The 19,529-nt window shown below is 69.8% G+C and carries 19 protein-coding genes and 1 pseudogene; 12 read left to right on the forward strand and 8 right to left on the reverse strand.

The window, feature by feature from the left end:
* Nucleotides 1–1,053 (reverse strand): type III polyketide synthase, encoded by a 1,053-nt coding sequence (locus ACZ6MZ_RS12540; RefSeq protein WP_469351509.1) that lies wholly within the window; start codon nt 1,051–1,053, stop codon nt 1–3.
* A gap of 188 nt (nt 1,054–1,241) precedes the next feature.
* Between ACZ6MZ_RS12540 and ACZ6MZ_RS12545 the strand changes: the two genes are divergently transcribed.
* Nucleotides 1,242–2,105 carry a UbiA family prenyltransferase gene (locus ACZ6MZ_RS12545; protein WP_469351511.1) on the forward strand — a complete coding sequence of 288 codons (864 nt, stop codon included), beginning with the start codon at nt 1,242–1,244 and terminating at the stop codon, nt 2,103–2,105.
* A 117-nt stretch (nt 2,106–2,222) separates the two neighbouring features.
* Nucleotides 2,223–2,399: a hypothetical protein gene (locus ACZ6MZ_RS12550; RefSeq protein WP_384192922.1), complete on the forward strand. Its 177-nt coding sequence runs from the start codon at nt 2,223–2,225 to the stop codon at nt 2,397–2,399.
* A gap of 6 nt (nt 2,400–2,405) precedes the next feature.
* On the opposite strand, the gene ACZ6MZ_RS12555 is transcribed toward ACZ6MZ_RS12550, so the two are convergent.
* Together ACZ6MZ_RS12555 and ACZ6MZ_RS12560 are read right to left on the reverse strand one after the other, a co-directional pair.
* On the reverse strand, nt 2,406–3,116 hold the full coding sequence (locus ACZ6MZ_RS12555) for a dienelactone hydrolase family protein (protein ID WP_469351514.1): 711 nt from the start codon (nt 3,114–3,116) through the stop codon (nt 2,406–2,408).
* A gap of 88 nt (nt 3,117–3,204) precedes the next feature.
* Complete coding sequence (locus ACZ6MZ_RS12560; RefSeq protein WP_469351516.1) at nt 3,205–3,846, reverse strand: alpha/beta hydrolase; 642 nt, start codon at nt 3,844–3,846, stop codon at nt 3,205–3,207.
* A gap of 606 nt (nt 3,847–4,452) precedes the next feature.
* Between ACZ6MZ_RS12560 and ACZ6MZ_RS12565 the strand changes: the two genes are divergently transcribed.
* From ACZ6MZ_RS12565 to ACZ6MZ_RS12600, 8 genes are all read left to right on the forward strand, one after another.
* Entirely contained in the window at nt 4,453–5,100 is a 648-nt protein-coding gene (locus tag ACZ6MZ_RS12565) for a hypothetical protein (protein WP_389675762.1), read from the forward strand.
* Nucleotides 5,101–5,190: 90 nt separating this feature from the next.
* Nucleotides 5,191–6,642 (forward strand): site-specific integrase, encoded by a 1,452-nt coding sequence (locus ACZ6MZ_RS12570; protein WP_469351519.1) that lies wholly within the window; start codon nt 5,191–5,193, stop codon nt 6,640–6,642.
* Complete coding sequence (locus ACZ6MZ_RS12575; RefSeq protein WP_469351521.1) at nt 6,642–8,384, forward strand: hypothetical protein; 1,743 nt, start codon at nt 6,642–6,644, stop codon at nt 8,382–8,384. The genes ACZ6MZ_RS12570 and ACZ6MZ_RS12575 overlap by 1 nt, the downstream gene beginning before the upstream one ends.
* 68 nt (nt 8,385–8,452) lie before the next feature.
* Nucleotides 8,453–10,561, forward strand: a complete 2,109-nt coding sequence (locus ACZ6MZ_RS12580; RefSeq protein ID WP_469351522.1) for an integrase — start codon at nt 8,453–8,455, stop codon at nt 10,559–10,561.
* Nucleotide 10,562: 1 nt separating this feature from the next.
* The gene (locus ACZ6MZ_RS12585) at nt 10,563–11,063 is read left to right on the forward strand and encodes a hypothetical protein (RefSeq protein ID WP_469351523.1); all 501 of its coding nucleotides are present in this window, start codon (nt 10,563–10,565) and stop codon (nt 11,061–11,063) included.
* A gap of 40 nt (nt 11,064–11,103) precedes the next feature.
* A complete protein-coding gene (locus ACZ6MZ_RS12590; RefSeq protein ID WP_389675752.1) occupies nt 11,104–11,847 on the forward strand; it encodes a DUF6193 family natural product biosynthesis protein in 744 nt (247 codons plus the stop codon).
* A gap of 155 nt (nt 11,848–12,002) precedes the next feature.
* The gene (locus ACZ6MZ_RS12595) at nt 12,003–13,403 is read left to right on the forward strand and encodes an ABC transporter ATP-binding protein (protein ID WP_469351526.1); all 1,401 of its coding nucleotides are present in this window, start codon (nt 12,003–12,005) and stop codon (nt 13,401–13,403) included.
* 77 nt (nt 13,404–13,480) lie between these two features.
* Nucleotides 13,481–13,936: a tellurite resistance TerB family protein gene (locus tag ACZ6MZ_RS12600; RefSeq protein WP_384192953.1), complete on the forward strand. Its 456-nt coding sequence runs from the start codon at nt 13,481–13,483 to the stop codon at nt 13,934–13,936.
* Between the two features lie 81 nt (nt 13,937–14,017).
* Here the strand turns inward: ACZ6MZ_RS12600 and ACZ6MZ_RS12605 are convergent, their stop codons facing one another.
* The 3 genes from ACZ6MZ_RS12605 to ACZ6MZ_RS12615 all read right to left on the reverse strand — a co-directional run bounded on the left by ACZ6MZ_RS12605 (nt 14,018) and on the right by ACZ6MZ_RS12615 (nt 16,495).
* Nucleotides 14,018–15,118 (reverse strand): acyltransferase family protein, encoded by a 1,101-nt coding sequence (locus ACZ6MZ_RS12605; RefSeq protein WP_469351527.1) that lies wholly within the window; start codon nt 15,116–15,118, stop codon nt 14,018–14,020.
* Between the two features lie 205 nt (nt 15,119–15,323).
* Nucleotides 15,324–16,181 (reverse strand): SRPBCC family protein, encoded by an 858-nt coding sequence (locus ACZ6MZ_RS12610; RefSeq protein WP_469351528.1) that lies wholly within the window; start codon nt 16,179–16,181, stop codon nt 15,324–15,326.
* On the reverse strand, nt 16,178–16,495 hold the full coding sequence (locus ACZ6MZ_RS12615) for an ArsR/SmtB family transcription factor (protein ID WP_384192951.1): 318 nt from the start codon (nt 16,493–16,495) through the stop codon (nt 16,178–16,180). The genes ACZ6MZ_RS12610 and ACZ6MZ_RS12615 overlap by 4 nt, the downstream gene beginning before the upstream one ends.
* A 300-nt stretch (nt 16,496–16,795) precedes the next feature.
* Between ACZ6MZ_RS12615 and ACZ6MZ_RS12620 the strand changes: the two are divergent.
* Nucleotides 16,796–17,203, forward strand: a pseudogene (locus ACZ6MZ_RS12620) (hypothetical protein); the annotation flags it as partial.
* A gap of 181 nt (nt 17,204–17,384) precedes the next feature.
* On the opposite strand, the gene ACZ6MZ_RS12625 reads toward ACZ6MZ_RS12620, so the two are convergent.
* Nucleotides 17,385–18,332, reverse strand: coding sequence for a M48 family metalloprotease (locus tag ACZ6MZ_RS12625; RefSeq protein WP_389792641.1), 948 nt, complete (start codon nt 18,330–18,332; stop codon nt 17,385–17,387).
* Nucleotides 18,329–18,703 (reverse strand): BlaI/MecI/CopY family transcriptional regulator, encoded by a 375-nt coding sequence (locus tag ACZ6MZ_RS12630; protein ID WP_384186691.1) that lies wholly within the window; start codon nt 18,701–18,703, stop codon nt 18,329–18,331. The genes ACZ6MZ_RS12625 and ACZ6MZ_RS12630 overlap by 4 nt, the downstream gene beginning before the upstream one ends.
* Nucleotides 18,704–18,841: 138 nt before the next feature.
* Here ACZ6MZ_RS12630 and ACZ6MZ_RS12635 point away from each other — a divergent pair, with 138 nt between their 5' ends.
* Nucleotides 18,842–19,486, forward strand: a complete 645-nt coding sequence (locus ACZ6MZ_RS12635; protein ID WP_469351532.1) for a DedA family protein — start codon at nt 18,842–18,844, stop codon at nt 19,484–19,486.
* Nucleotides 19,487–19,529 lie beyond the last annotated feature (43 nt).

Genomic DNA, 19,529 nt, shown 5'->3' on the forward strand with positions numbered 1-19,529 from the left:
CTACCAGCGGACCAGCACGAGCTCGGAGCAGAAGCCGGGCCCCATGGCGAGCAGCAGTCCCGCGGTACCGGCCGGTGGCCGGCGCTCGGCCAGGGTGTCACGCAGGACGTGCAGGACGGAGGAGGACGACAGGTTCCCCACGGCGGCCAGCGACCGCCAGGTGACATCGAGGGCTCCGTCGGGCAGTTCGAGGACCTCCTCGACGGCTTCGAGGACCTTCGGCCCGCCGGGATGGCACACCCACGCGGTGATGTCCTCGCGGGTGAGGCCGTGATCGGCGAGAAATCCGTCGACGTCCGCGCCGAGGTTCTTGCGTACGACGTCCGGAACGCTCGCGTCCAGGACGATCCGGAAGCCGGATCCGGTGATGTCCCACCCCATCACCTGCTCGGTGTCCGGGTAGAGATGGCTGCGGGTGTCGATGACGACGGGTCCGTCAGCCCCGCGCCGGGCGCCGCAGGCGACCACGGCCCCCGCGCCGTCACCGAAGAGCGCGGTGGCGACGAGATTCGCCGCGGAGACGTCGTCGCGCTGGAAGGTGAGCGAGCACAGCTCGACCGAGAGAAGGACGGCCACGTCGTCGGGCCGTCCCAGCAGATAGTCGTGCATCCGGGCGATTCCCGCCGCTCCCGCGACACAGCCCAGACCGAAGATCGGCAGTCTCTTCACGTCGGGTCGCAGGCCGAGCCGTCCCACCAGGCGCGCGTCCACGGACGGTGCGGCGATGCCGGTCACCGAGGTGAACATCAGCAGATCGACATCGCGCGGGGAGAGGCCCGCCATGTCCAGCGCTGCACCGACGGTCTCGGCGCCGAGCGGTACGGCCGCGGCGATGAAGGCGTCGTTGACCGCGCCGAAGTCCTTGAGCTCGCCGTACTGGTCGAGCGGCAGGGCCGTGTGACGCGTGGTCACCCGCGCGCCGCGGTGCAGCCGGTCGAGGACCCGTCGGTCGGCCCCCTCGGGCAGACACGTCCTGGCGACCATGTCCGTGATGTCCTGTTGGGGGTACTGATACGGAGCCAGGGCTCCGTGGACGGCTGCGATACGTGTCATCTGCGGTCCGAGGTCGGGGGCGATTGACGTGCAATTCCTGCCCCCGCACCACCCGGCCACACACGAAGTCGCCTGTACGGCCCCGCACCGGCCGCTGTAGCGCGCCGCCGCGCCGCCCTGTTCGTCACCCGGACGGGCGCGGCCGCGACACACCGGGCCGGTGCCGGGCCGCCGCCTACGATGGCCGCGTGGACGCGATCGAACGGGCAGGGACCACGGGCCGGGCGCCCGGAGGACGGCTGCGCCGGGTCGCCGCCCTGTTCGGGGCGTGTCACCCGGTCCCGACGGTCGCGGTGACGCTGCTGGTCGCCGGTCTCGCGGTGGCCGCCGGGCAGGACGGCTCCGGCTGTGTGCTGGCGACCGCCGCCGTACTGACGGGGCAGTTGTCGGTCGGCTGGAGCAACGACGCCGTCGACGCGGCGCGCGACGCCGCGGCCGGACGCGACGCCAAGCCCGTGGTGGGCGGGGCCGTGGACGCCAGGGCGGTGGGGATGGCCGCCGTGGTCGCGCTGGCCCTGTGCGTGCCGCTGTCCCTCGCGTACGGGATGCTCGCCGGCGCGGTCCATCTGGTGGGCGTGGCCGCGGCGTGGACGTACAACTTCTGGCTCAAGGCGACGGTGCTGTCCTGGCTGCCGTACGCGATCGGGTTCGCGTCCCTGCCCGCCTTCGTCACGCTCGGCCTGCCGGGGCAGCCCCGGCCCGCCTGGTGGATCGTCACCGCCGCGGCGCTGGTGGGGGTCGGCGCGCATCTGGGCAATGTGCTGCCGGACATCGCGTCCGATCTGGCCGCGGGGGTACGGGGCGGCCCGCAGCGGCTGGGACCGGCCGCGGTGCGGCTGCTGCTGCCCGTCCCGCTGGTGGGGGCGACGGTCCTGCTCGTGCTCGGCCGGCCGAGCACGGCCGGCGCGGTCGTCGCCGCCGTGGCACTGGTCGCGGCGGTCGGCGGATCACTGATGGGCCGTCACCGCCCGAGGGTGCCGTTCCTGGCGGCGATCCTCGTCGCGGGCGCCGATGTCGCACTGCTGCTGTGGCAGGGCGCGGCGCTCGCCTGACCCCCTCGAACCGGTGACGTCGCGCACGACTGATCGGGGCAGGAGGGGGCACCCGGCGGCTACGGCACGGCCACCGCGGTCAGCGGTGGCCGGCCATCGAGCACCGGGAGTGGACAGATGTTGGGCTTCGCCGCAGCAGTACTCTTCGCCATCGCGTTCATCATCAACGCCACCGAGACATCGGTCGACGCCCTTTTCGCCCCGACCAGCCTGATGCTTCTCGGACTGGCCCTGCTGGCGCTCCATGTGGCAGGCATCGGGGCCGGCTGGGCGGCGCGGGGCCGTCGCCGCTGACCGGGCCTATGCCGGGTCGGCGGGGGCGAGCTGGGTGCGCAGGAAGTCGAGCGTGCGCTCCCACGCCTGCGCGGCGGATCGCGCGTGGTACGTCTCGGGGCGGCCGTCGTTGAAGAAGGCGTGGCCCGCCCCCGGGTAGAGATGGAACGTCGGGACGATGCCGGACCGGGACTCGATCGTGGACCTGAGTTCTTCGAGGGACTCCGGCGGCACGGTGTGGTCCTGCTCGCCGTAGTGGCCGAGGATCTCCGCCTTGAGCCGTGAGAAGTCGGGCACTCCGTCCCGGAGGACGCCGTAGAACGGGACAGCCGCGGAGACCCGCTGGTCCTTGGCCGCGAGGCCGAGGACGAATCCGCCGCCCATGCAGAAGCCGACGGCGCCGACCGTGTCGCCGTCCGTCTCGGGTCGCGCGAGGAGGTAGCCGACCGCGCCCGAGAGCAGGTCGACGCCCCGCTCGGTGGGCAGTTCGGCCATCATGCGCAGCGCCTCGTCGGAGTCATGGGCGACCTGACCGCCGTAGAGGTCCGGCGCGAGCGCGACAAAGCCCGCCCGCGCGAAGCGGTCGGTGATGTCCTTGATGTGGGCGGTCAGGCCCCACCATTCCTGGATGACGATGATGCCGGGGCCGTGTCCGGCGGGCGGTACGGCGAGATAGCCGTAGGCGGTGGTCCCGGCGCTCGGGAACGAGACGTTCTGCAGGGTGGGCTCGGTGGCCATGGGGTGCTCTCCCAGCTGGTGATCGGTGACATCGAGATCGTATGAAGGCGGAGCGCCCGGCGCCCGCGCGCCCCTCCGGGCACCGGTGTCAGCCACCCGCGCCGGTGAGAAAGACCCGGATGTCGTCGAGCTCCCCGGCGCCGATCGCGTGACCCAGCGCGGGATAGGTGCGTTCGGCCAGCTCCGCGCCCGACTGCTCACGCAGCCACGCGCCGGTACGTGTCACCAGGTCCGCCGGGATGACCGTGTCCGCGGCGTCGCGCCCCCAGAGGACCCGCACGCCGGTCAGCCGGCCCGGCTCCTCGGGCAGGCCGGCGTCCCAGGGCAGGGTGCCGGAGAGCAGGACCGCCGAGGCGAAGCGTTCCGGCTGCGCGAGCAGCAGACCGCCCGCCATCGCCATCCCGCCGGAGAAGCCGAGCAGGCTGACGGAGCTGTGGCGGGCGGCCACCGCGTCGAGCCAGCAGAAAAGCTGTCCCGAACTGGCCGCGAGGGAGGCGGCGACGGGCCGTCCGATCCCCCGGTTCTCGAACCACGCGTAGCCGCCGCCCTCCGCGATCGGAGCGCGGACGAAGGCGATGGTGGTCTCCTCGGGCAGATACGGGGTGATCTCGGAGAAGGACCGCTCGTCCGCGCCCCGGCCGTGCAGCGCCACGAGCAGCGGAGTGCCGTCGCGGCCGGCCTCCTCGCGCGACCAGTGGACGACCGGAGGGGTCTGTTCTGCGTGGGGCATGGCGGCGCTCTTCTCCCTTTGTACGGGTACGGGGCTGCGGCCGAGGGCCCGTGATGCGCTGCCGCCGCACCCAGCAGGAGCCTACGCCCCGTCATTGAATATTCAAGCATCGGCACTGGCCGCACGGCAGCGGCCGAGGGGCCGGACCCTCTCGATCATGTGCCTTCGCAAGGCGGCGAAGCCCGCCCGGGACGCCACCCGGCCGATCAGGGGTGCCCGCTCCTTCCGGCGCCGGGGCCGTCGCCCCCGTACGCCGGGACGGGGCCGGGGCACGTCACTTCACGACCGCAACACAACCCCCCGATCGAGTGAACGCCCCCTCCCGGGTGGTTCGAACGCAGCATGACGAACGACTGCGCCCGGCCCGCACGGGCTGCCGCACCTTCTCGAAACTCTGTCCGACGATTCGCCCGGCGCAGCCCGTTACACGCCCTTGATCAGGTCCGTTGTCCGGGCGTCCCTACACGTCGTCGTCAGCTCAGGAGGACTCATGTATCCCGTTCCCACTCCCCTTGGCGGCATCGGCGGACATCGCGCGTTCGAGTGCGACCGCACGGCGCTCACGGTGAACGTACGCCGGGTTGACGCCGAAGGCGGGGTCGCGGCATGAAGCTGTTCCGTTTCGGCCGGAAGCCGTACGTCCAGAACTCGCCGCCCGAGCAACTGCTCTTCGGCGGCCGGCTGAAGGGCTCCTGGGGCTGGACCGTCCATGAGGGCGCGCGCCTCAAGGCGTCGTTCTGGGCGATCCTGCGGCAGATCCCCAGCCTCATCGGCCATACGGTCTCGCTGGCCTGGCGCGCCGATCGCCTCGCGCTGACCGTCGTCGCCCTGGCACAGCTCGGCCAGGCCGCGGCGACCGTCTTCGGGCTGCTGGCCACCAACCGGGTCCTGGTCAGTCTCTTCACCGCGGGGCCCACCGCCGACCGCATCTCCGAGGCGCTGCCCTCCCTGCTCTGGGTCGGCGGCGCCGGCGCTCTGGCGGCCACACTGCGCGCCGTCTCCTTCGGTGCCACCGGCCGGCTGGAGCCGAAGGTCGAGCGGATCGCCGCGCTGACCATGCTCACCCCGGTGATCCGGGTGGAGATGGAACATCTGGAGCAGCCGGACTTCCACAAGATCCTCGACTCGGGGCAGCACGGCCAGACCGCCGCTCGCCGGCTGATCCAGCACGCCCTGGGCATCGTCGACTCCCTGATGGCGCTCATCGCGGTCAGCGGGGTGCTCGCCCTCCTGCATCCGGAAGTCGTTGCTTAATCATCGTGTCTCATTCCTCGTGGAACACGTACGAGTGATTTCACGAAGTCTGCTGCATCCAGGGCGTGTCGAATATCTAGCCTCCGGACCATGCACCTGATCAGCTTCTCCGCTGCGGGCTGGGAGTCCTGGGATGTGGACCAACAGCCGCTCATTCGCGAGCAGATGCCCGTACTCATCGACGACGACCTGATACTCGAGGACGCCCCCGGAGCGCCCCGCCCAGCGGCGTTCGTCAATCAGTGGCTGCGTGGGCTGCCGCTCAACGGGTCCCCGGCCGTGCGTACGTGGCGGAACAGTGCGGGCTGTCTCCGGGATTGGCTGACGTTCCTCCAAGCCCGCGGCGTCAGCCCCCTGGGCAGCCGTACGGAGCTGCGCGCCGCGTTGAGCATGTACGCCGAGTACCGACTGGGCAGCGAGTTGAAAGACCGCTGGGACCCCACCACGTGGAACCTCAGCATGGGCATTCTGTCCGGCTTCTACACGTGGGCCCGGGACGAGGGCGTCGCTGCCGATGTGCCGTTCAGCTACCGGGCGAGCCGCCGCATGGCGGACGGTGTTCTGGTCGAGGTGGAGCGGAACCTCGCGAAGCTGCGAACTCCGAGGCCGCACACGACGATCAAGTACCTGGAGCGGGATTTCGCGGAGCTGTTCGTGCAGGGCTTGGCAGGGCTCGGCCCGGATGGCGAGCCGGACCCGAGCTACCGCGGCCGGGAGGGGGCCCGCAACGCGGCGATGGGCGGCCTTGTGTTGTCCAGTGGTCTGCGTCGGCAGGAGTTCACACACCTGACGATCTACGAGGTGCCGCCACTCCCGTCCCGTCCGCGCAAACTGCCGGTGCTGTTTCCGTTGAGCCATGCGATCACCAAGGGGCAGAAGGCCCGCACGTCGTGGATCAGCTATGAGGCACTCGCCGACGTGCACCAGTACATCGAACTGGACCGGGCGGCGTCGACGGAAGGCTGCCGGTGGCGGCCACCGTCGAAGCTGGGGGGGCCTCTGATCGTCGAGAAGCCAGACTGGGAAGGGGCGTTCCTCAACGGAGAACGGCGGTCGTGGCGAAAACTACGTCCTGCCGAGCGGCTCCGCCTGGTGACCCCGGAGGGCGGGTCGGCGCTGGTGGGCCTGCAGTCCTCGGGAAAGCCGTTCGTGGACTGGGCAACGGTCTTCCGCCGGACGTCGGCCCGTGTTCGAGAGCGGTTCGAGCCGCGGTTTCCGATGGTGGCCCCGCACCGGCTCCGTCATTCGATGGCGATGGCAACCCTGGAGTGGCTGGTCACGGGCTACTACCAGCGGGCGGCCGCCCTTGCGGCAAGCACCGGGGATGATGCCGCGATGGCTCTGTATCTGACCCGGAACGACCCCATGTTGATCCTGCGGGACCTGCTGGGCCACCAGAGCGTCCTGTCGACGGAGCTCTACATCGCTCGCCTGGACGTCACGCGGATCTATCGCGACGCCTACAAGGACACGACCGGTGCTCCGGATCCGGGAGCCACCGCCGAGGCGGCGGCCGAGTTCGACGACGAGGAGACGGTCTGATGCCCGCGTACGTGATCGACGAACCGCTGTCCGTGCAATTCACGTTCCCCAACGGCAGCGAGTGGACGGCTGCTCTGGCCGGCCTCCCCAACCCCGGGCTGGCGCGCGACCTGGCACAGGGTCTCGCGGCCAACGCCCATCCGAATGGCGGGATCGGCGCAAAGAACACGGTCAAGGCGTACGCGGTGGCCGTCCGCAAGATGGTGACTGCCCTGAGCACGGCCGGGTTTGCCGGGTCCGCCTCGGAGCTGACACGGGCGTCTCTGGTCCGTTACTGGATGACCAGCACGTATTCCCGTGAGCGCGAGACCCGCATGCTGTTGAAGGGCTTCGACGCGGTCACAGGAGCCCTGCGTCCAGAAGTGCGCGCGTATCTCTTGGGGAACCAGATCCAGGCGTATCGCAGCACCAGTCCGTACAAGGCGTACACAGACGGCGAGTGGGAACGGTTGGAGACGGGCTGCCGGGCGGTGGTGGACGACAGCTGGGGTCGACACCGGCGCGCTCTGGCACTGGCCGCTGGGGGCGCGGAACCATCGGCGGGCACGGACCACAGCTCGCAGGACATCGCCTGGCTACTACTGCGCGACGGCCCTTTCCCGGACCGACTCGGGTACCGGGTCCAAGCCCGGAGCGCGAAGTCGCCGCAGTGGGACCTGCGCCGGGCCGTGCGGCAGGTGCGCAGCGATCTGTTTCCGCACCCGATCGTCCAAGTCGCCTACTCCGTGTTGTTCGGCATGTACTGCGGGGTCGTCCCAGACGGCATCGACGATCTGAAGCTGGATGGTCTCGAGTGGACCGGCGACACCTCAATGCTGATCACCTACATCAAGGGCCGTACAGCGCGGGAGAGTTCCCATCTCCCGGCTCGCGCGGTGCGGCTCTTGGAGCGGTGGCTGGAGTACTCGGCTCCGCTGCGGAGCTTCGCCGACGACGAGCTCCGAGGGCAGCTGTGGATCTCGTACAGCCCGAAGTGGTTCACGACGAATGGAGGGTTCAGCCCGATCGTCGGTCCTCCGCCGGGCACGAACCGCCATCGGGATCTGGTGAAGCAGGTGGGCCTGGAGGACGATGCGGGGAATCCGTTCGTGATCCATCGCAGTCGGATTCGTGCGACGTACCACGAACGACTGGCGAGACGGGGATGGACCGGACGGGCCACGATCGATCCGAAGCACACCGCCCGCACCGAGGGCGATCACTACGTCACACCGACCAGCCCCGCCCAGCTCGACGCGGTGGAGTCGATCATCGAGGACGGCCAGGCCGACGTGCTGCGCAAGGCACTGTCGCCAGTGGTGCTCTCGGCGGAGCAGGCGGTGCGATTCGCCGAGGGCTTCCCTGATGAGGTGAAGCGGCTTGAGCTGGACGCTGTGGCCATCGCCGAGTTGGTCGGCGGCGAGCGTGATGTGTTCACCGCGGCGTGCGCCGATCAACTGGCCGGGGTGCACGGTCCGGCCGGGCAGCCGTGTCCGGCCCGGCCGTGGGTGTGCCTGTTGTGCCCGCTGGCGGTGTTCCTGCCGCGTCACGCGGCGAACCTGCTGCGGCTGAACGCCTTCTTCGCGCGGCAGTTCCGGCAGATGCCCACGGAGAACTTCGTCCGGGTCTTCGGCCCGTACGCCGACCGTCTGGCCAACGAGATCCTGCCGAAGCTCTCCGAGGAGGCCAAGGTGAAAGCCGCACGTGAGGTGGCGGACGACGACACTGATCTCCCGCTCCGGCCCGAGGAGGGCACGCTGTGATGCCCCGCCCCGTATCCGCGCCCCTGCCTCGGCGCCGCCGGTCGGTCTCGGTCTTTGCCCAGGGGGACGTGTGTGAGATTGCCGGGCTGAGGCTGGCCGATGATGCTGTGCGCCCGCAGTTCGAGCAGGATCGCTGGGTGTTCTCCGGTCTCGTGGACGCGCACCGGATGATGTCCGAGCGCGAGCAGATCTGGGACTTCGCCGAGATCATCAATCCGTTGTGGCGGGTCGTGGCCAAAGAGATCCTGCTGGCGATGCTGGCGCCGCAGTACGAGGCAGTGCTGGAATGTGCCCACGCGCTGCGGGCTGCACGTTCTCCTCGGACCCTCTACAGCTTCCTCGATAGGTACGTCGAGTGGTTCAACTGGCTCACTGGAAAAGGCATTACCGACCTGGGTGGCGTCTCGCAGGAACTGTGCGGGCGCTATCTGGAGGAACGTTCGTGGACTGTTCCCCGACCAGGGCAGCCCCGACGTCGTCTGGAGCCGTACTCGACCGTGGCACACGTCAAGATCCTCAAGCTGATCGCACAGTACGGAGAGTTGCTGTCCGGCGACACCTACGCCGCTGGGTTCGTACCGTGGAAGGGGAAGACCGCCACCCAGGTCGTCGGCTACAAGTCGAAGGGGCCGAACCTGACGCCTCCCGTGCCCGACTCCATGTTGCAACCGCTGCTGGCCACCTGCCTGCACCTGGTCAACGAGGTGGGGCCGCATCTCGCGGACCTGCTGGAGACGGTGCGCGCCGACAGAGCGAGCCTTCCGGCCTCGGGCGGCATCACCCTGGCCCAGCTTCCCGCTGTGCGGCAGGCCCTGGAACGCATGCGCACATCGGGCGAGCCCCTTCCCGCAGCCGATGACGTTCAGCTGCGCAAGCGGTCCACGCTGGGAGAGGAAGGCCCGCTGAAGCATCTGGGGTGGGAAGCTCTCGCCCGCACCGTAGGCGCCTGCAGATTTGGGTACGACGCCCGGCAGGCACTGGTCCCAGAACTGACCGCGCTGGCCACCGAAGTCGGCTTCCAGCCGCCGCTGGCCAGGCAGGCCGCAGCAGTCCCCCGTGCGATCGACGGCGAGCTCGTCCCGTGGACACTGCCACTGGCCGACGGCGATCTGGTCTTCATGGTCGATCATGCGGTGACGGCCTGTCTGGTGGTGACCTGCGCCCTCAGCGGGATGCGGACCAGTGAACTGTTGGAGATCGAGACAGGATGCCGACTCCCCGCCGTGGCGACGCCCGGGGGCGGTCGCCGGTTCCGGCTCGCCAGCCGCCTGATCAAAGGGCAGAAGTTCGGAGGAGTACCCGACGAGTGGGTGGTCATCCAGCAGGTGGACCGGGCTGTGGCCCTCGCTGAACGGCTTGTGAACCGGCCCGCCGGTGAAGCACTATTCGGCACCATCGGCCTGGCCGGCCGGTTGAAGAATCTGCGCGACTGGCTGGAGCGGACCGGCAACCGGGAACGCTGGGGCTTGCCGGTCATTCCCCAAGGTCCGCTCAGCGCCCGGATGTTGCGCCGGACGCTGTCCCTGACCATCGCAGAACGGCCCGGCGGCCTCCTGGCGGCGAAGGTCGCCCTCAAGCACATCTCCGTGGCCACCACGGAAGGCTATGCCGCTCGCCCCGGCGGCTCCCAGCGACTGTTCCACGCCGAGATCGAGGAAGCTGAGGAGGCCCATCACGTGCAGCTGACGGTGGAGGCATTCCGGGATGTCCAGGCGGGCCGGATGCCCGCCGGGCCGGGTGCTCGGAGCCTGATCGAGGCGTTCCTCCACGTGGACGCTCAGTTGAAGAACGCGGCCCGTACGGACCCGAAGATCCTCAAGGACGACCGTCACCTGGAGGGACTCTTGCGCAAGCAGGCCAGGACACTCCACGTCGGGCCCGCCAACTTCTGCTGGTTCCGCGACCCGTCCAAAGCCCTATGCCTGCGCCTGGCCGGCACGCCTAATGCCACGAAGCCGCTTGTGGGGATGTGTGACTCGGCGCGCTGCCCGCAGGCCACCCACCATCCGTGTCACCGTCCCGTGTGGGCCGGGCAGGCCACCGCCATCGACGTGTTCATTCAAAGCCCCCGGGTCGCCAAGGGCGAGAAGGCGCGGCTGACCCCCGAACGCGACCGCGCTCTGCGAGTCGTCGCCGAGATCGACGCCGCCCAGACCGTTTCCATTGGAGAGGACTGAGATGGCCCGGCTCACCGAGGAATCCAAGACCCACAACGAGGCCGCAATCCGAGCCGCCATGGAACGGATCCTGAAGGGAGATCTCCCACCCGGCGGCAAGGCCGACCTGAAGACCCTCGCCGCCCTGGCTGGCGTGACCCGCACCGGCTTCTATCCCAAGAAGAACCGCGACGGAACCACCCGGCCCGGGGCCTACCAGCACCTCGCCGAAGAGTTCGAGCGCAGGTTGAACGAACTCCGCGACGCCGGAGAGATCGTCGATCCCCGAATCGCGCAGATTGAACGGCTCAAGGCACAGAATGCCGGGCTCAAAGAGCGCATCGTCACCCGCGACGAGCAGATCGCGCAGCTCGCCGAGTTCAGAACCCTGGCGATCTCTCGCCTTGCGGCTCAGCACGACGAGATCGAGCGTCTGCGCAGGCAAGTTACCGACATCGGCGTCGTGCGACAGCTGCCAGGGGCCAGGACGAACCACGTCGCGCCCTTCGGCTCGTGCAGTTAGAAGGGGATCTCGACGAGGCGGTTGCGGCACAATCTGCTTCATGGCCACCTCCACTGATCCAGCCGCTCTGTATCCCGACATCGCAGCCAAAGGCAGTCTCGGCACCGCGCTCCAGGCCGTTGCGGTCAAGGACAGCCTCTCCGTACCCATCGCGGTCTCGGAAAGCGACCCGCTTGGCCAGGCCATCGTTGCGAGTGAAGCTCCACATCGGAATGATTTGGTCATCAGCGCGTGGGCGGTCGAACGGCGGTGGTCGATCCGCGGCTGCGAGTCATTTCAAGACATGACGCTCATCGAAGGAAACACGCAGGATCTGGCCCAGATTGGCAGGGTCGCACAGGCATGGCACGCGGGAACCGCACTTTCCGACATCCGCCAGGCCACGTCGTTTGTTCGCCTGACCGGCCGCTTCGAGGTGCCCGACCACGATCCTGTGCAGTTGGCCGAGTCCGAGTGGCAACACCTGCGCACGGAGGCACACGAACAGGACTGGCCCGAGTACCAGGCGCTTGTCGAAGCGGCATACAGCGAGCGTGCGCTACGGGAGCTCTACCCGTTCACCAGTCACTGGACACTGCGGTTCTCCACCAGTACCCGCCCTCACCTCACCGTCGTCCCAATGTCCCTGGACGCTCATCGGGACACCCGGTACACCGTCAGCGCCCACTACATGGGCAAGGTCCTCGCAGAGACCACGACAGCGCAGGAGGCTGTGTCGACGGCCCTACGCTACCTGCCATCCGGCCTTGGTCCTGTCACCTCCGGGGCCGCGTCAGCTGCCTGAGATGCAACCTGCCGCAACCGTGGGCGCGCGCACTCCTTCCGCTGCAACGCTGGTCATGCGAAACGCCCGGTGAAAGGTACACACCGACGTTCCGCAGCGCATCACACGCCGGAGCGCCAGCCCTCCGGAATGCGACACGACCTGCGGGGGACACGGTGTCTGCAACGACTAATCCGGTGCTGCTGCCCCTGCTGATCGCGGTCGTGGTGCCCAAGGCGTGGGGCACCGTCAAAGCGGCCCGCCGTACCTACGAATCGATTCAGGTGTGGATCGAGCATGTACGCCAGCAGAGCGAGCTGCGACGGCTGTTGATCTCCCAGAAGGCCGGACCTGAGCTGCGGGTGCACGGCGCGGGCCCATTTCTGCTGGAGCAGTTCGACCGGATGGGCGTCGAGGCGGCGGAGGAGCAGACGCGGCTCGCGCACCGGGAGGCCGGGACGGACCTGGCGACCTCGGCGCTGTCCGGGCTGACCGCGGCGGTGACGTACGGGCTGCTGGCCTGGCTGCTGACACATGGCCATCTGCCGCTCGCCTCCGGTGCCACGGCCGCGCTCGCGCTGACCAACGGCACCGCGGGACTGCGCCGCATGGTCACCCATATGCACCAGCTGTACGAGCAGTCGCTGTTCATGACCGACCTGATCAGGGCCGGCGAGGAGTCCCGGCTCCGCGCCATCCCCACGGGCGGTACGCCGGTGCCGGGCCCGCCCGCGCTGATCGAGTTCGACGGGGTCGGTTTCACCTATCCGGGGCGGGAGACTCCGGCCCTGGACGCGGTCTCCCTGACCATTCGCCGGGGCCAGACCGTGGCTCTCGTCGGGGTCAACGGCAGTGGCAAGACGACGCTCAGCAAGCTGCTCGCCGGCCTGTATCTGCCGTCCGGGGGCCAGGTCCGCTGGGACGGCACCGATGTACGGGAGCTGGACCGGGACCAGCTCTTCGACCAGGTGGCCCTGGTGCTCCAGGACTATCAGCGGTGGCCGTTCACGGCGCGGGCCAATGTCGCCATCAGCCGCCCGTCCGAGATCCATGACCTCGAACGGCTGGAAGCGGCGGCGTCCCTGGCCGACGCGCACACGGTGGTCGGTGAACTCCCGCGCGGCTGGGACACCCTGTGCGAGAAGGGGTACGAGGGTGGCGTGGACCTGTCGGGCGGCCAGTGGCAGCGGCTGGCCCTGGCCCGCGCGTACTACCGGCAGGCCGCGGTCCTGATCTGCGACGAGCCGACCAGCAGTATGGATCCGGCGGCCGAGATCGCCGCGTTCCAGCAGATCCGCGCTCTCGCGGGCGACGGGCAGACGGTCATCCTCGTCACGCACCGGCTGCACAGCGTCCGGTCGGCCGATGTGATCTATGTCCTGGACCGGGGGCGGCTCGTGGAGGCGGGCGACTTCACCTCGCTGATGGCCGACGATCACGAAGGGCCCGGACTCTTCCGGGAGTTGTTCTCTTTGCAGTCCGAGCAGTACCGGACCGGCGGTCCCGAGGTACCGGCCCAGCGCGGCCCCGCGGCGGCGGACAGGACGGACACGGACGCGTCCGAAGGCGTGGCGTGATCCGGCGCGGGCACGCCTCGGCGGTCCCGGACGTTGTCCGGTTGGCTCTGTGAAACACCTGAGGAGAGATGAACGCGATGGCCCTGTGGGACCGGTTCAAGGAATCCGCCGCGACGATGCAGACGCAACTCACGGCGAAGAAGAACGACCTGAAGAGCGGTGCGTTCCGGGACGCGAGTATGGCGATGTGCGCCCTGGTCGCCGCGGCGGACGGCTCGGTCGACCCTGCGGAGCGTCAGCGGGTCGCCTCGCTGATCGCCTCCAATGAGGTGCTGCAGAACTTCCCGGCGGCGGACCTTCAGCGCCGCTTCGACGACGCGCTGAACAAGCTCGCCGCCGACTTCGCGTTCGGGAAGGTCGGCATCCTCCAGGAGATCGCCAAGGCCAAGAAGAAGCCCGCGGAGGCGCGGGCGGTCATCCAGATCGGCATCGTCATCGGCGGCGCCGACGGCGACTTCGACAAGTCGGAGCAGGCCGTGGTCCGTGAGGCGTGCTTCGCGCTCGACCTGCCGCCGCACGAGTTCGACCTCTGAGCGGCCGGACACGGGTGCGGGGCGGTGGCCGACGGCCACCGCCCCGCATCACATCCGGGCCTCCCCGCGAAGCTCTTCCGCTCAGCTTCTTCCGCGCCGCGCGGCGGGGTCCTTCTTGAACGCCCAGGTCATGTCGGGCTCCAGGGCGAAACGGAAGAGCCGCTGGACCGGTGACGTACACAGCAGGGTGACGACCACGCCGGCGAGGAGCGTGACGAAGACCGCGCCCGACGGCTGGTGCAGCCAGTCGGCGCCGTACCAGCCCCAGGTGTCGGCGCTCTGGGCGAGGAATCCGTGCAGCAGATAGCCGCAGAGCGTGCCCGCTCCCAGGGCCGTGAACCACAGGCTGCGGCCGGGAACCCAGGCGAAGAAGCAGGCGGTCAGGACGAGGGAGCAGCCGAACAGCGCGAGCGTCATCAGGATGCCGCTCCACCAGGGCGCACCCAGTTCCTGCGCGCTGTCGCGGTGGAAGAACCACGCCATGTTCATCCGGGTGACGGCCCAGTAGGCGAAGACCGCGGTGGCCGCGAAGACCGGCACGGCCAGGATGCGTACTTCCTTGCGGCGCACGAGCGCGAAGTGCTCGGGCTTCAGCCGCAGGCCGAGCACGAAGAACGGCAGGAACTGCAGGACCCGCTGGAGATCGAGGTCGTCACCGATGTCCGGCGAGACGGCGCCGAGCGCCGCGATGGCCAGAGCGAGCGGGACGGGCCAGCGGACGAGCCGCCAGATCGGCGCGGTGATCCGCCAGACGAAGAGGGCGAGCAGGAACCAGGTCAGATACCACGGGTCGAGCAGGCTGATCGGCATGGACGGGTCGTCCGCGGCCCACCGGTGGAAGAGGCTGTAGGCGACCTCGAACACGATGTACGGCACGGCGACGCCGGTGATCAGACGGCGCACCCGGTCGGGCCGGAAGTCGAAGCTGCGCGAGAAGTAGCCGGAGATGATGATGAACGCCGGCATGTGGAACGTGTAGATGAAGATGTAGAGCGCCGAGACCGCCCGGCTGCTGTCCCGCAGCGGCTCCCAGGCATGGCCCATGGCGACGAGCACGATCGCCAGGTACTTCGCGTTGTCGAAGAACGCGTCCCGCTTCTTGGCCGGTGGGGCGGCCGCCTTTGCTTCGGCCGTCTTCGTACCTGACGTGGGCCTTAGCGACTGCTCGGTGACCTGTGTCACATCGCCTCCCAGGGGGAACCCGGGGCAGTGCGCACGCCTCTTAGCAAAATTGTGGGGGGAAAGCGCAGAGCAAACATTCAAGGCACCCTAACGAGGGTTCCCACCTTCCATTCACTCGGGTGGCACGGACAGGGAAGCCACTGGGGGGACTTCCCGCCTCCGTGTACCCCGCATCACGCGCCCCATGACTGGGCGGCGCCGCGGCTCACCGGACGTCGAGGAGCTCCGCGGCGAGCTGTTCGATACGGGTGCGCCAGGCGGCCAGAGCCGCGTCCGCGTCGAATCCGGGCGGGCCGCTCTGGGTGAGGACGAGCCGGGCACCGTGGCCCGTACCCTCCCCCAAGTCCCAGCTGACCGCGCCCTGGGGCTCCCAGGTGTAGGTGAGTGATTTCGGCGCCCGGACCTCCGTGACGTGTCCCTCCGGCACCTTCTCGGCGGTGAACCCCTCGGGGACGGGCAGCCCCGCCACCGGCTCGATGCCGGCCGACAGCACCTCCCAGACCGTCTCGGCCGGCCGCACCAGCTGGCGTTCGAGGCGCAGCCGCTTGCCCCCCTCGAATGTTTCGACGACGCCCCGGCCGAGGCCGAACCGCTGGACGTACGCCTCGTGCAGCTCCCCCGCGTCACGGTCCGTCCGCACCGGCCCGCCGTCGAGCAGCTGAGCCAGCGCGGCGATGCACAGCTGCCAGCCGGAGGCGAAGCTGGCGGCGCCGGGAAGGTCGTCAAAGGTGTGTACGAGGGTCAGCAGCGAGCCCTCGCCGTCGGGGGTGATCGCCCAGCTCAGATGGTCGTCGCCCCAGGTGAAGGCGAAGAGGCGGGGTGCGTCCACGTCCGTGACGGTGCCGGTCATGCCCGGTCCGCTCTCGCCGGGGAAGCGGAAGCCGATCGCGCCGCCCGGCACGAGTTCCACGGTCACCTCGGAGGGAAACCACTGCCGCAGACTCGCGGGGTCGGTGAGCGCGGCCCAGACCCGCTCGGGAGGGTGCGGGAGCCTGCGCTCCATCCGGAGTGAGGTCCGGCCGTCGGCGGTGGTCAGGGTGTCGGCGTGGGTGTTCATGTTCATGAGGAGTCGTCCTCCATCGCGTCGAGATGCCGTTCGAGCGCGTCGAGAGCGCCGGACCACAGATGCCGGTAGGGGGCGAGCCAAGCGTCGAGTTCCGCGAGGGGCTCGGGCCGCAGCTCGTACCAGCGGCGCTGAGCGTCCTGCCGGACGCGGACGAGTCCGGCCTCGCGCAGCACCCGCAGATGCTTCGAGGTGCCCGGCTGGCTGAGCCCGAGGCGGTCCGTGAGCTCCCCGACCAGGTACGGGCGCTCAAGGAGGAGATCGAGGATCTTCCGCCGGTTCGGCTCTGCGAGGACGTCGAACGGTATGGGCATACATCGAACATATCCCAGCGGCTATATAATCATGCGGCTATGCACGGCGTGTCCCCGGCCAGACGTTTTCATCGCGGGTCGCGAATTTCGGCCATAAAGCGCGGTGAACGTGTCCCTATTCTGGCTGGAACCGCCTGGTGACAGCGTGTCAGCAAGCCATTCATAATGGTAATTTGGGGCGATCGAAGGCCGACCACACTGCTCTCCCGGAAATCGCCCCGCGGCACCGCGCAACGTCACTGCGCAAGAATTGCGGCCCAGGCCACCCGGCCTCCACAGAACGGCGCAAGGAGAGCGGCCGTGCATGACGAATTCCTGTGCCATGTCACCGCGTACGGAGTCTGCGGTGGACAGCGTATCGGCGTCCCTTTAGGCACCTACCGCGCCCCCACTCTGGCACTTGCACTGTGGTGGTTGCGGGACCGGGCCACCTGGATCGCCGAACGGCTCGACCCCAGCCCGGAAAGCGATCATTTCCCCGCCGAGGCGCTCGCTCCGGTGGGCGAGAGCGTTCCGGACGTGCCGGCGACGCTCCGGATATGGCGGGACGACGCTTCCCATCAGGACATGGTCGCGGAGCATTTGGCCGCGGGGCGTCTCATTCGCGTCGCCACGCGCGACGACACCACGGAATATGAACTGCTGGCGGAATCGGTGGACGCGCTGAGAATGGACCGAGCGCTTCCGGTTCTCCTCACTCCGGCCGCGATGCCGGAGGCGTACCGCCGGGAGCGCCCTCTCGCCGCCTCTTCCCGGACCGCGCCGCAGGAACAGCGCGGAAACAGCGATACCGCGGAACCACGGATCGCACGGGAGGAATCCTTCGGGGAGACCGTACAACTGGGCCGATTACCCGGTTGAGACGGCGGCCCGGCCGGACCCCGGGAGGTCACTTCGCGGCGCTTTCCCCCTGGGCGATTTCGATATGGGTGTGCAGATCGTTCGCCGCCCCCAGCACGGTGGCGCCGGACAGCGTGAGGCAGATCAGCAGCAGGCCCGCGACGAGGCGGCCGGTCCTGGGCGCGGCCGGTGGAGCGCTCGCCTCCGCGCCGAGCAGGGCGGCGACGCGACGGGGCACCGGGCCGGCCGTCGCGGCGAGGACGGCGCGCGGCCGGACCCGGCCGGGCGTCCCGGCGGCGCGGGCGGCCAGGGCGGCCCGGCCGATCGCGCGGGCGGCGAGGCGCCGGTCGCCGACGGCCACCGCCGCGGCCTCGTCCGCGGTGCGCTCCAGCGCGTAGCCGAGCGGCTCCCGCAGGGCGCGCAGGGCGGGGTGACAGAGAGCGGCCAGTTCCACGGCCGCGAGGAGGACGTGGTGGTGGCCGCGGAGGTGGGCGCGCTCATGGGCGAACAGCGCCTCGCGCTCGGCCGGTTCCAGGGCCCGCAGCATGCCAGTGGTCACGACGATCCGGCCGGGCCTGCCGGGCAGCGCGTACGCGTCGGGGCAGCTGTCCCGCAGGACCGCCAGCTCCCCGTCCGTACCGCCCACCGCGATCCTGGCCCGGCGCAGATCCGCCCGGTGCCGGTGCGCGGCGACGGCGAGCACCGCGGTACGCCACGCCAGCAGGCCGCCGGCAGCGAGCGCGAGCGCGATGGTCAGGGCGGGCGGCCCCGCCGTCAGCGGTTCGAGGAGTTCGCCGAGGACGGCGACGGCGGGCAGATACGACGCGCCGGGGACGACCAGCAGGGCCAGGGCGGCCGAGCTGCCGGCGGCCAGCGCGAGCGCTGCGGCGGTGAGCAGCCACGCGGCGTGGCGGGGCGGCAGGGCCGCCGCGACCCGGCGCGCGGCGGGCACCGCGAGGAAGGGCATCAGCAGGGGCACCCAGACGAGGTAAATCATCCGGCCTCGCCGCCGTCCAGCAGGGACCGCAGCAGCAGCTCGTCCTCGTCGTTGAGCTGGGAGACGAAGCGGGCGAGGACCGCGCTGCGGTCGTCGTCCTTGGCCAGTTCCGTATGCATACGGCGGGCGGTCAGGCCCGGGGCGTCCTCGGTCGGGGTGTACGCGTAACCCCGGCCGGCCCTGACCCGGGTGACGCTGCCCTTTTCGTACAACCGCGAGAGGATCGTGGTGACGGTGGTGCGGGCGAGCGGCACCCCGAGGACTTCCTGGACCTGGCCAGGGGTGAGCGGCGTGTCGGCGGCCCACAGAGCCGCCAGCACACCGGCTTCCAGCTCCCCCGCCGGCCGCCGTTCCGGGCCCTCGTCGCCCATGGGAATGCTCCTCCCGTTTCCTTCGTCTACAGTGAAGTAGACCGTCTACAGAACTGTAGTCAATCGGATCGTCACGCAGGACACCCCTGCCCACCATTATGGGAGCAGCCCCCTATGGCCGTATCCGCCCTCACGGCTATGCCACAGGCCGTGAACCTCCTCGACGCGGGATCACTGCTCTCCGCGTTCGGCGCCCTCGGTATCGCCGTCGTCCTCTTCGCCGAGACCGGACTTCTGATCGGCTTCTTCCTCCCCGGCGACTCCCTGCTCTTCACCGCCGGGCTGCTGAGCGTCCCCGGCGCGCACGGGGCCGCGCATCTCGCACTGTCCCAGGTGCTCGTCGCCTCGGCCGTCGGCGCCCTGCTGGGGGCGCAGACCGGCTACTGGATCGGCCGGCGCGGCGGCCGGGCGCTGCTGGCGCGCAGCCGTGCCCGCAAACTCCACGAGGGAGCGGCCCGCGCCGAGGAACTGCTCGACCGGTACGGCCATGCCAAAGCCATCGTGCTGGCCCGGTTCGTACCCGTCGTGCGCACCGTGCTGAACCCCTTGGCCGGCGCCCTGAACGTGCCCGCCAGGCTCTTCACCCTCTGGCAGATCGTCGGCGGTGCGGTCTGGACCGTCGGACTCGTGCTCGCCGGATACGCGCTGGGCTCGTCCGTACCCAACGTCGACCGCTATCTGTTGCCCATCGTCGCGCTCGTCGTGATCGTCTCGCTGATTCCGATCGCCCTGGAGTTGCTGCGCGCACGCTCACGCCGCGGGTCCGAGGAGGGAGCGCGTTGATCGCCGGTACGGGGGCGGCGCCCCTTCAGGACGGCAGCTGGTT

It is taken from the genome of Streptomyces sp. NPDC042201, assembly GCF_055582185.1.

Excerpts from the sequence above, each read along its gene's own strand:
- ACZ6MZ_RS12540 (WP_469351509.1), bottom strand. The coding sequence starts at position 1,053 with ATGACACGTATCGCAGCCGTCCACGGAGCCCTGGCTCCGTATCAGTAC.
- ACZ6MZ_RS12550 (WP_384192922.1), top strand. The coding sequence starts at position 2,223 with ATGTTGGGCTTCGCCGCAGCAGTACTCTTCGCCATCGCGTTCATCATC.
- ACZ6MZ_RS12555 (WP_469351514.1), bottom strand. The coding sequence starts at position 3,116 with ATGGCCACCGAGCCCACCCTGCAGAACGTCTCGTTCCCGAGCGCCGGG.
- ACZ6MZ_RS12560 (WP_469351516.1), bottom strand. The coding sequence starts at position 3,846 with ATGCCCCACGCAGAACAGACCCCTCCGGTCGTCCACTGGTCGCGCGAG.
- ACZ6MZ_RS12565 (WP_389675762.1), top strand. The coding sequence starts at position 4,453 with ATGAAGCTGTTCCGTTTCGGCCGGAAGCCGTACGTCCAGAACTCGCCG.
- ACZ6MZ_RS12570 (WP_469351519.1), top strand. The coding sequence starts at position 5,191 with ATGCACCTGATCAGCTTCTCCGCTGCGGGCTGGGAGTCCTGGGATGTG.
- ACZ6MZ_RS12575 (WP_469351521.1), top strand. The coding sequence starts at position 6,642 with ATGCCCGCGTACGTGATCGACGAACCGCTGTCCGTGCAATTCACGTTC.
- ACZ6MZ_RS12585 (WP_469351523.1), top strand. The coding sequence starts at position 10,563 with ATGGCCCGGCTCACCGAGGAATCCAAGACCCACAACGAGGCCGCAATC.
- ACZ6MZ_RS12590 (WP_389675752.1), top strand. The coding sequence starts at position 11,104 with ATGGCCACCTCCACTGATCCAGCCGCTCTGTATCCCGACATCGCAGCC.
- ACZ6MZ_RS12600 (WP_384192953.1), top strand. The coding sequence starts at position 13,481 with ATGGCCCTGTGGGACCGGTTCAAGGAATCCGCCGCGACGATGCAGACG.
- ACZ6MZ_RS12610 (WP_469351528.1), bottom strand. The coding sequence starts at position 16,181 with ATGAACATGAACACCCACGCCGACACCCTGACCACCGCCGACGGCCGG.
- ACZ6MZ_RS12615 (WP_384192951.1), bottom strand. The coding sequence starts at position 16,495 with ATGCCCATACCGTTCGACGTCCTCGCAGAGCCGAACCGGCGGAAGATC.
- ACZ6MZ_RS12625 (WP_389792641.1), bottom strand. The coding sequence starts at position 18,332 with ATGATTTACCTCGTCTGGGTGCCCCTGCTGATGCCCTTCCTCGCGGTG.
- ACZ6MZ_RS12630 (WP_384186691.1), bottom strand. The coding sequence starts at position 18,703 with ATGGGCGACGAGGGCCCGGAACGGCGGCCGGCGGGGGAGCTGGAAGCC.
- ACZ6MZ_RS12635 (WP_469351532.1), top strand. The coding sequence starts at position 18,842 with ATGCCACAGGCCGTGAACCTCCTCGACGCGGGATCACTGCTCTCCGCG.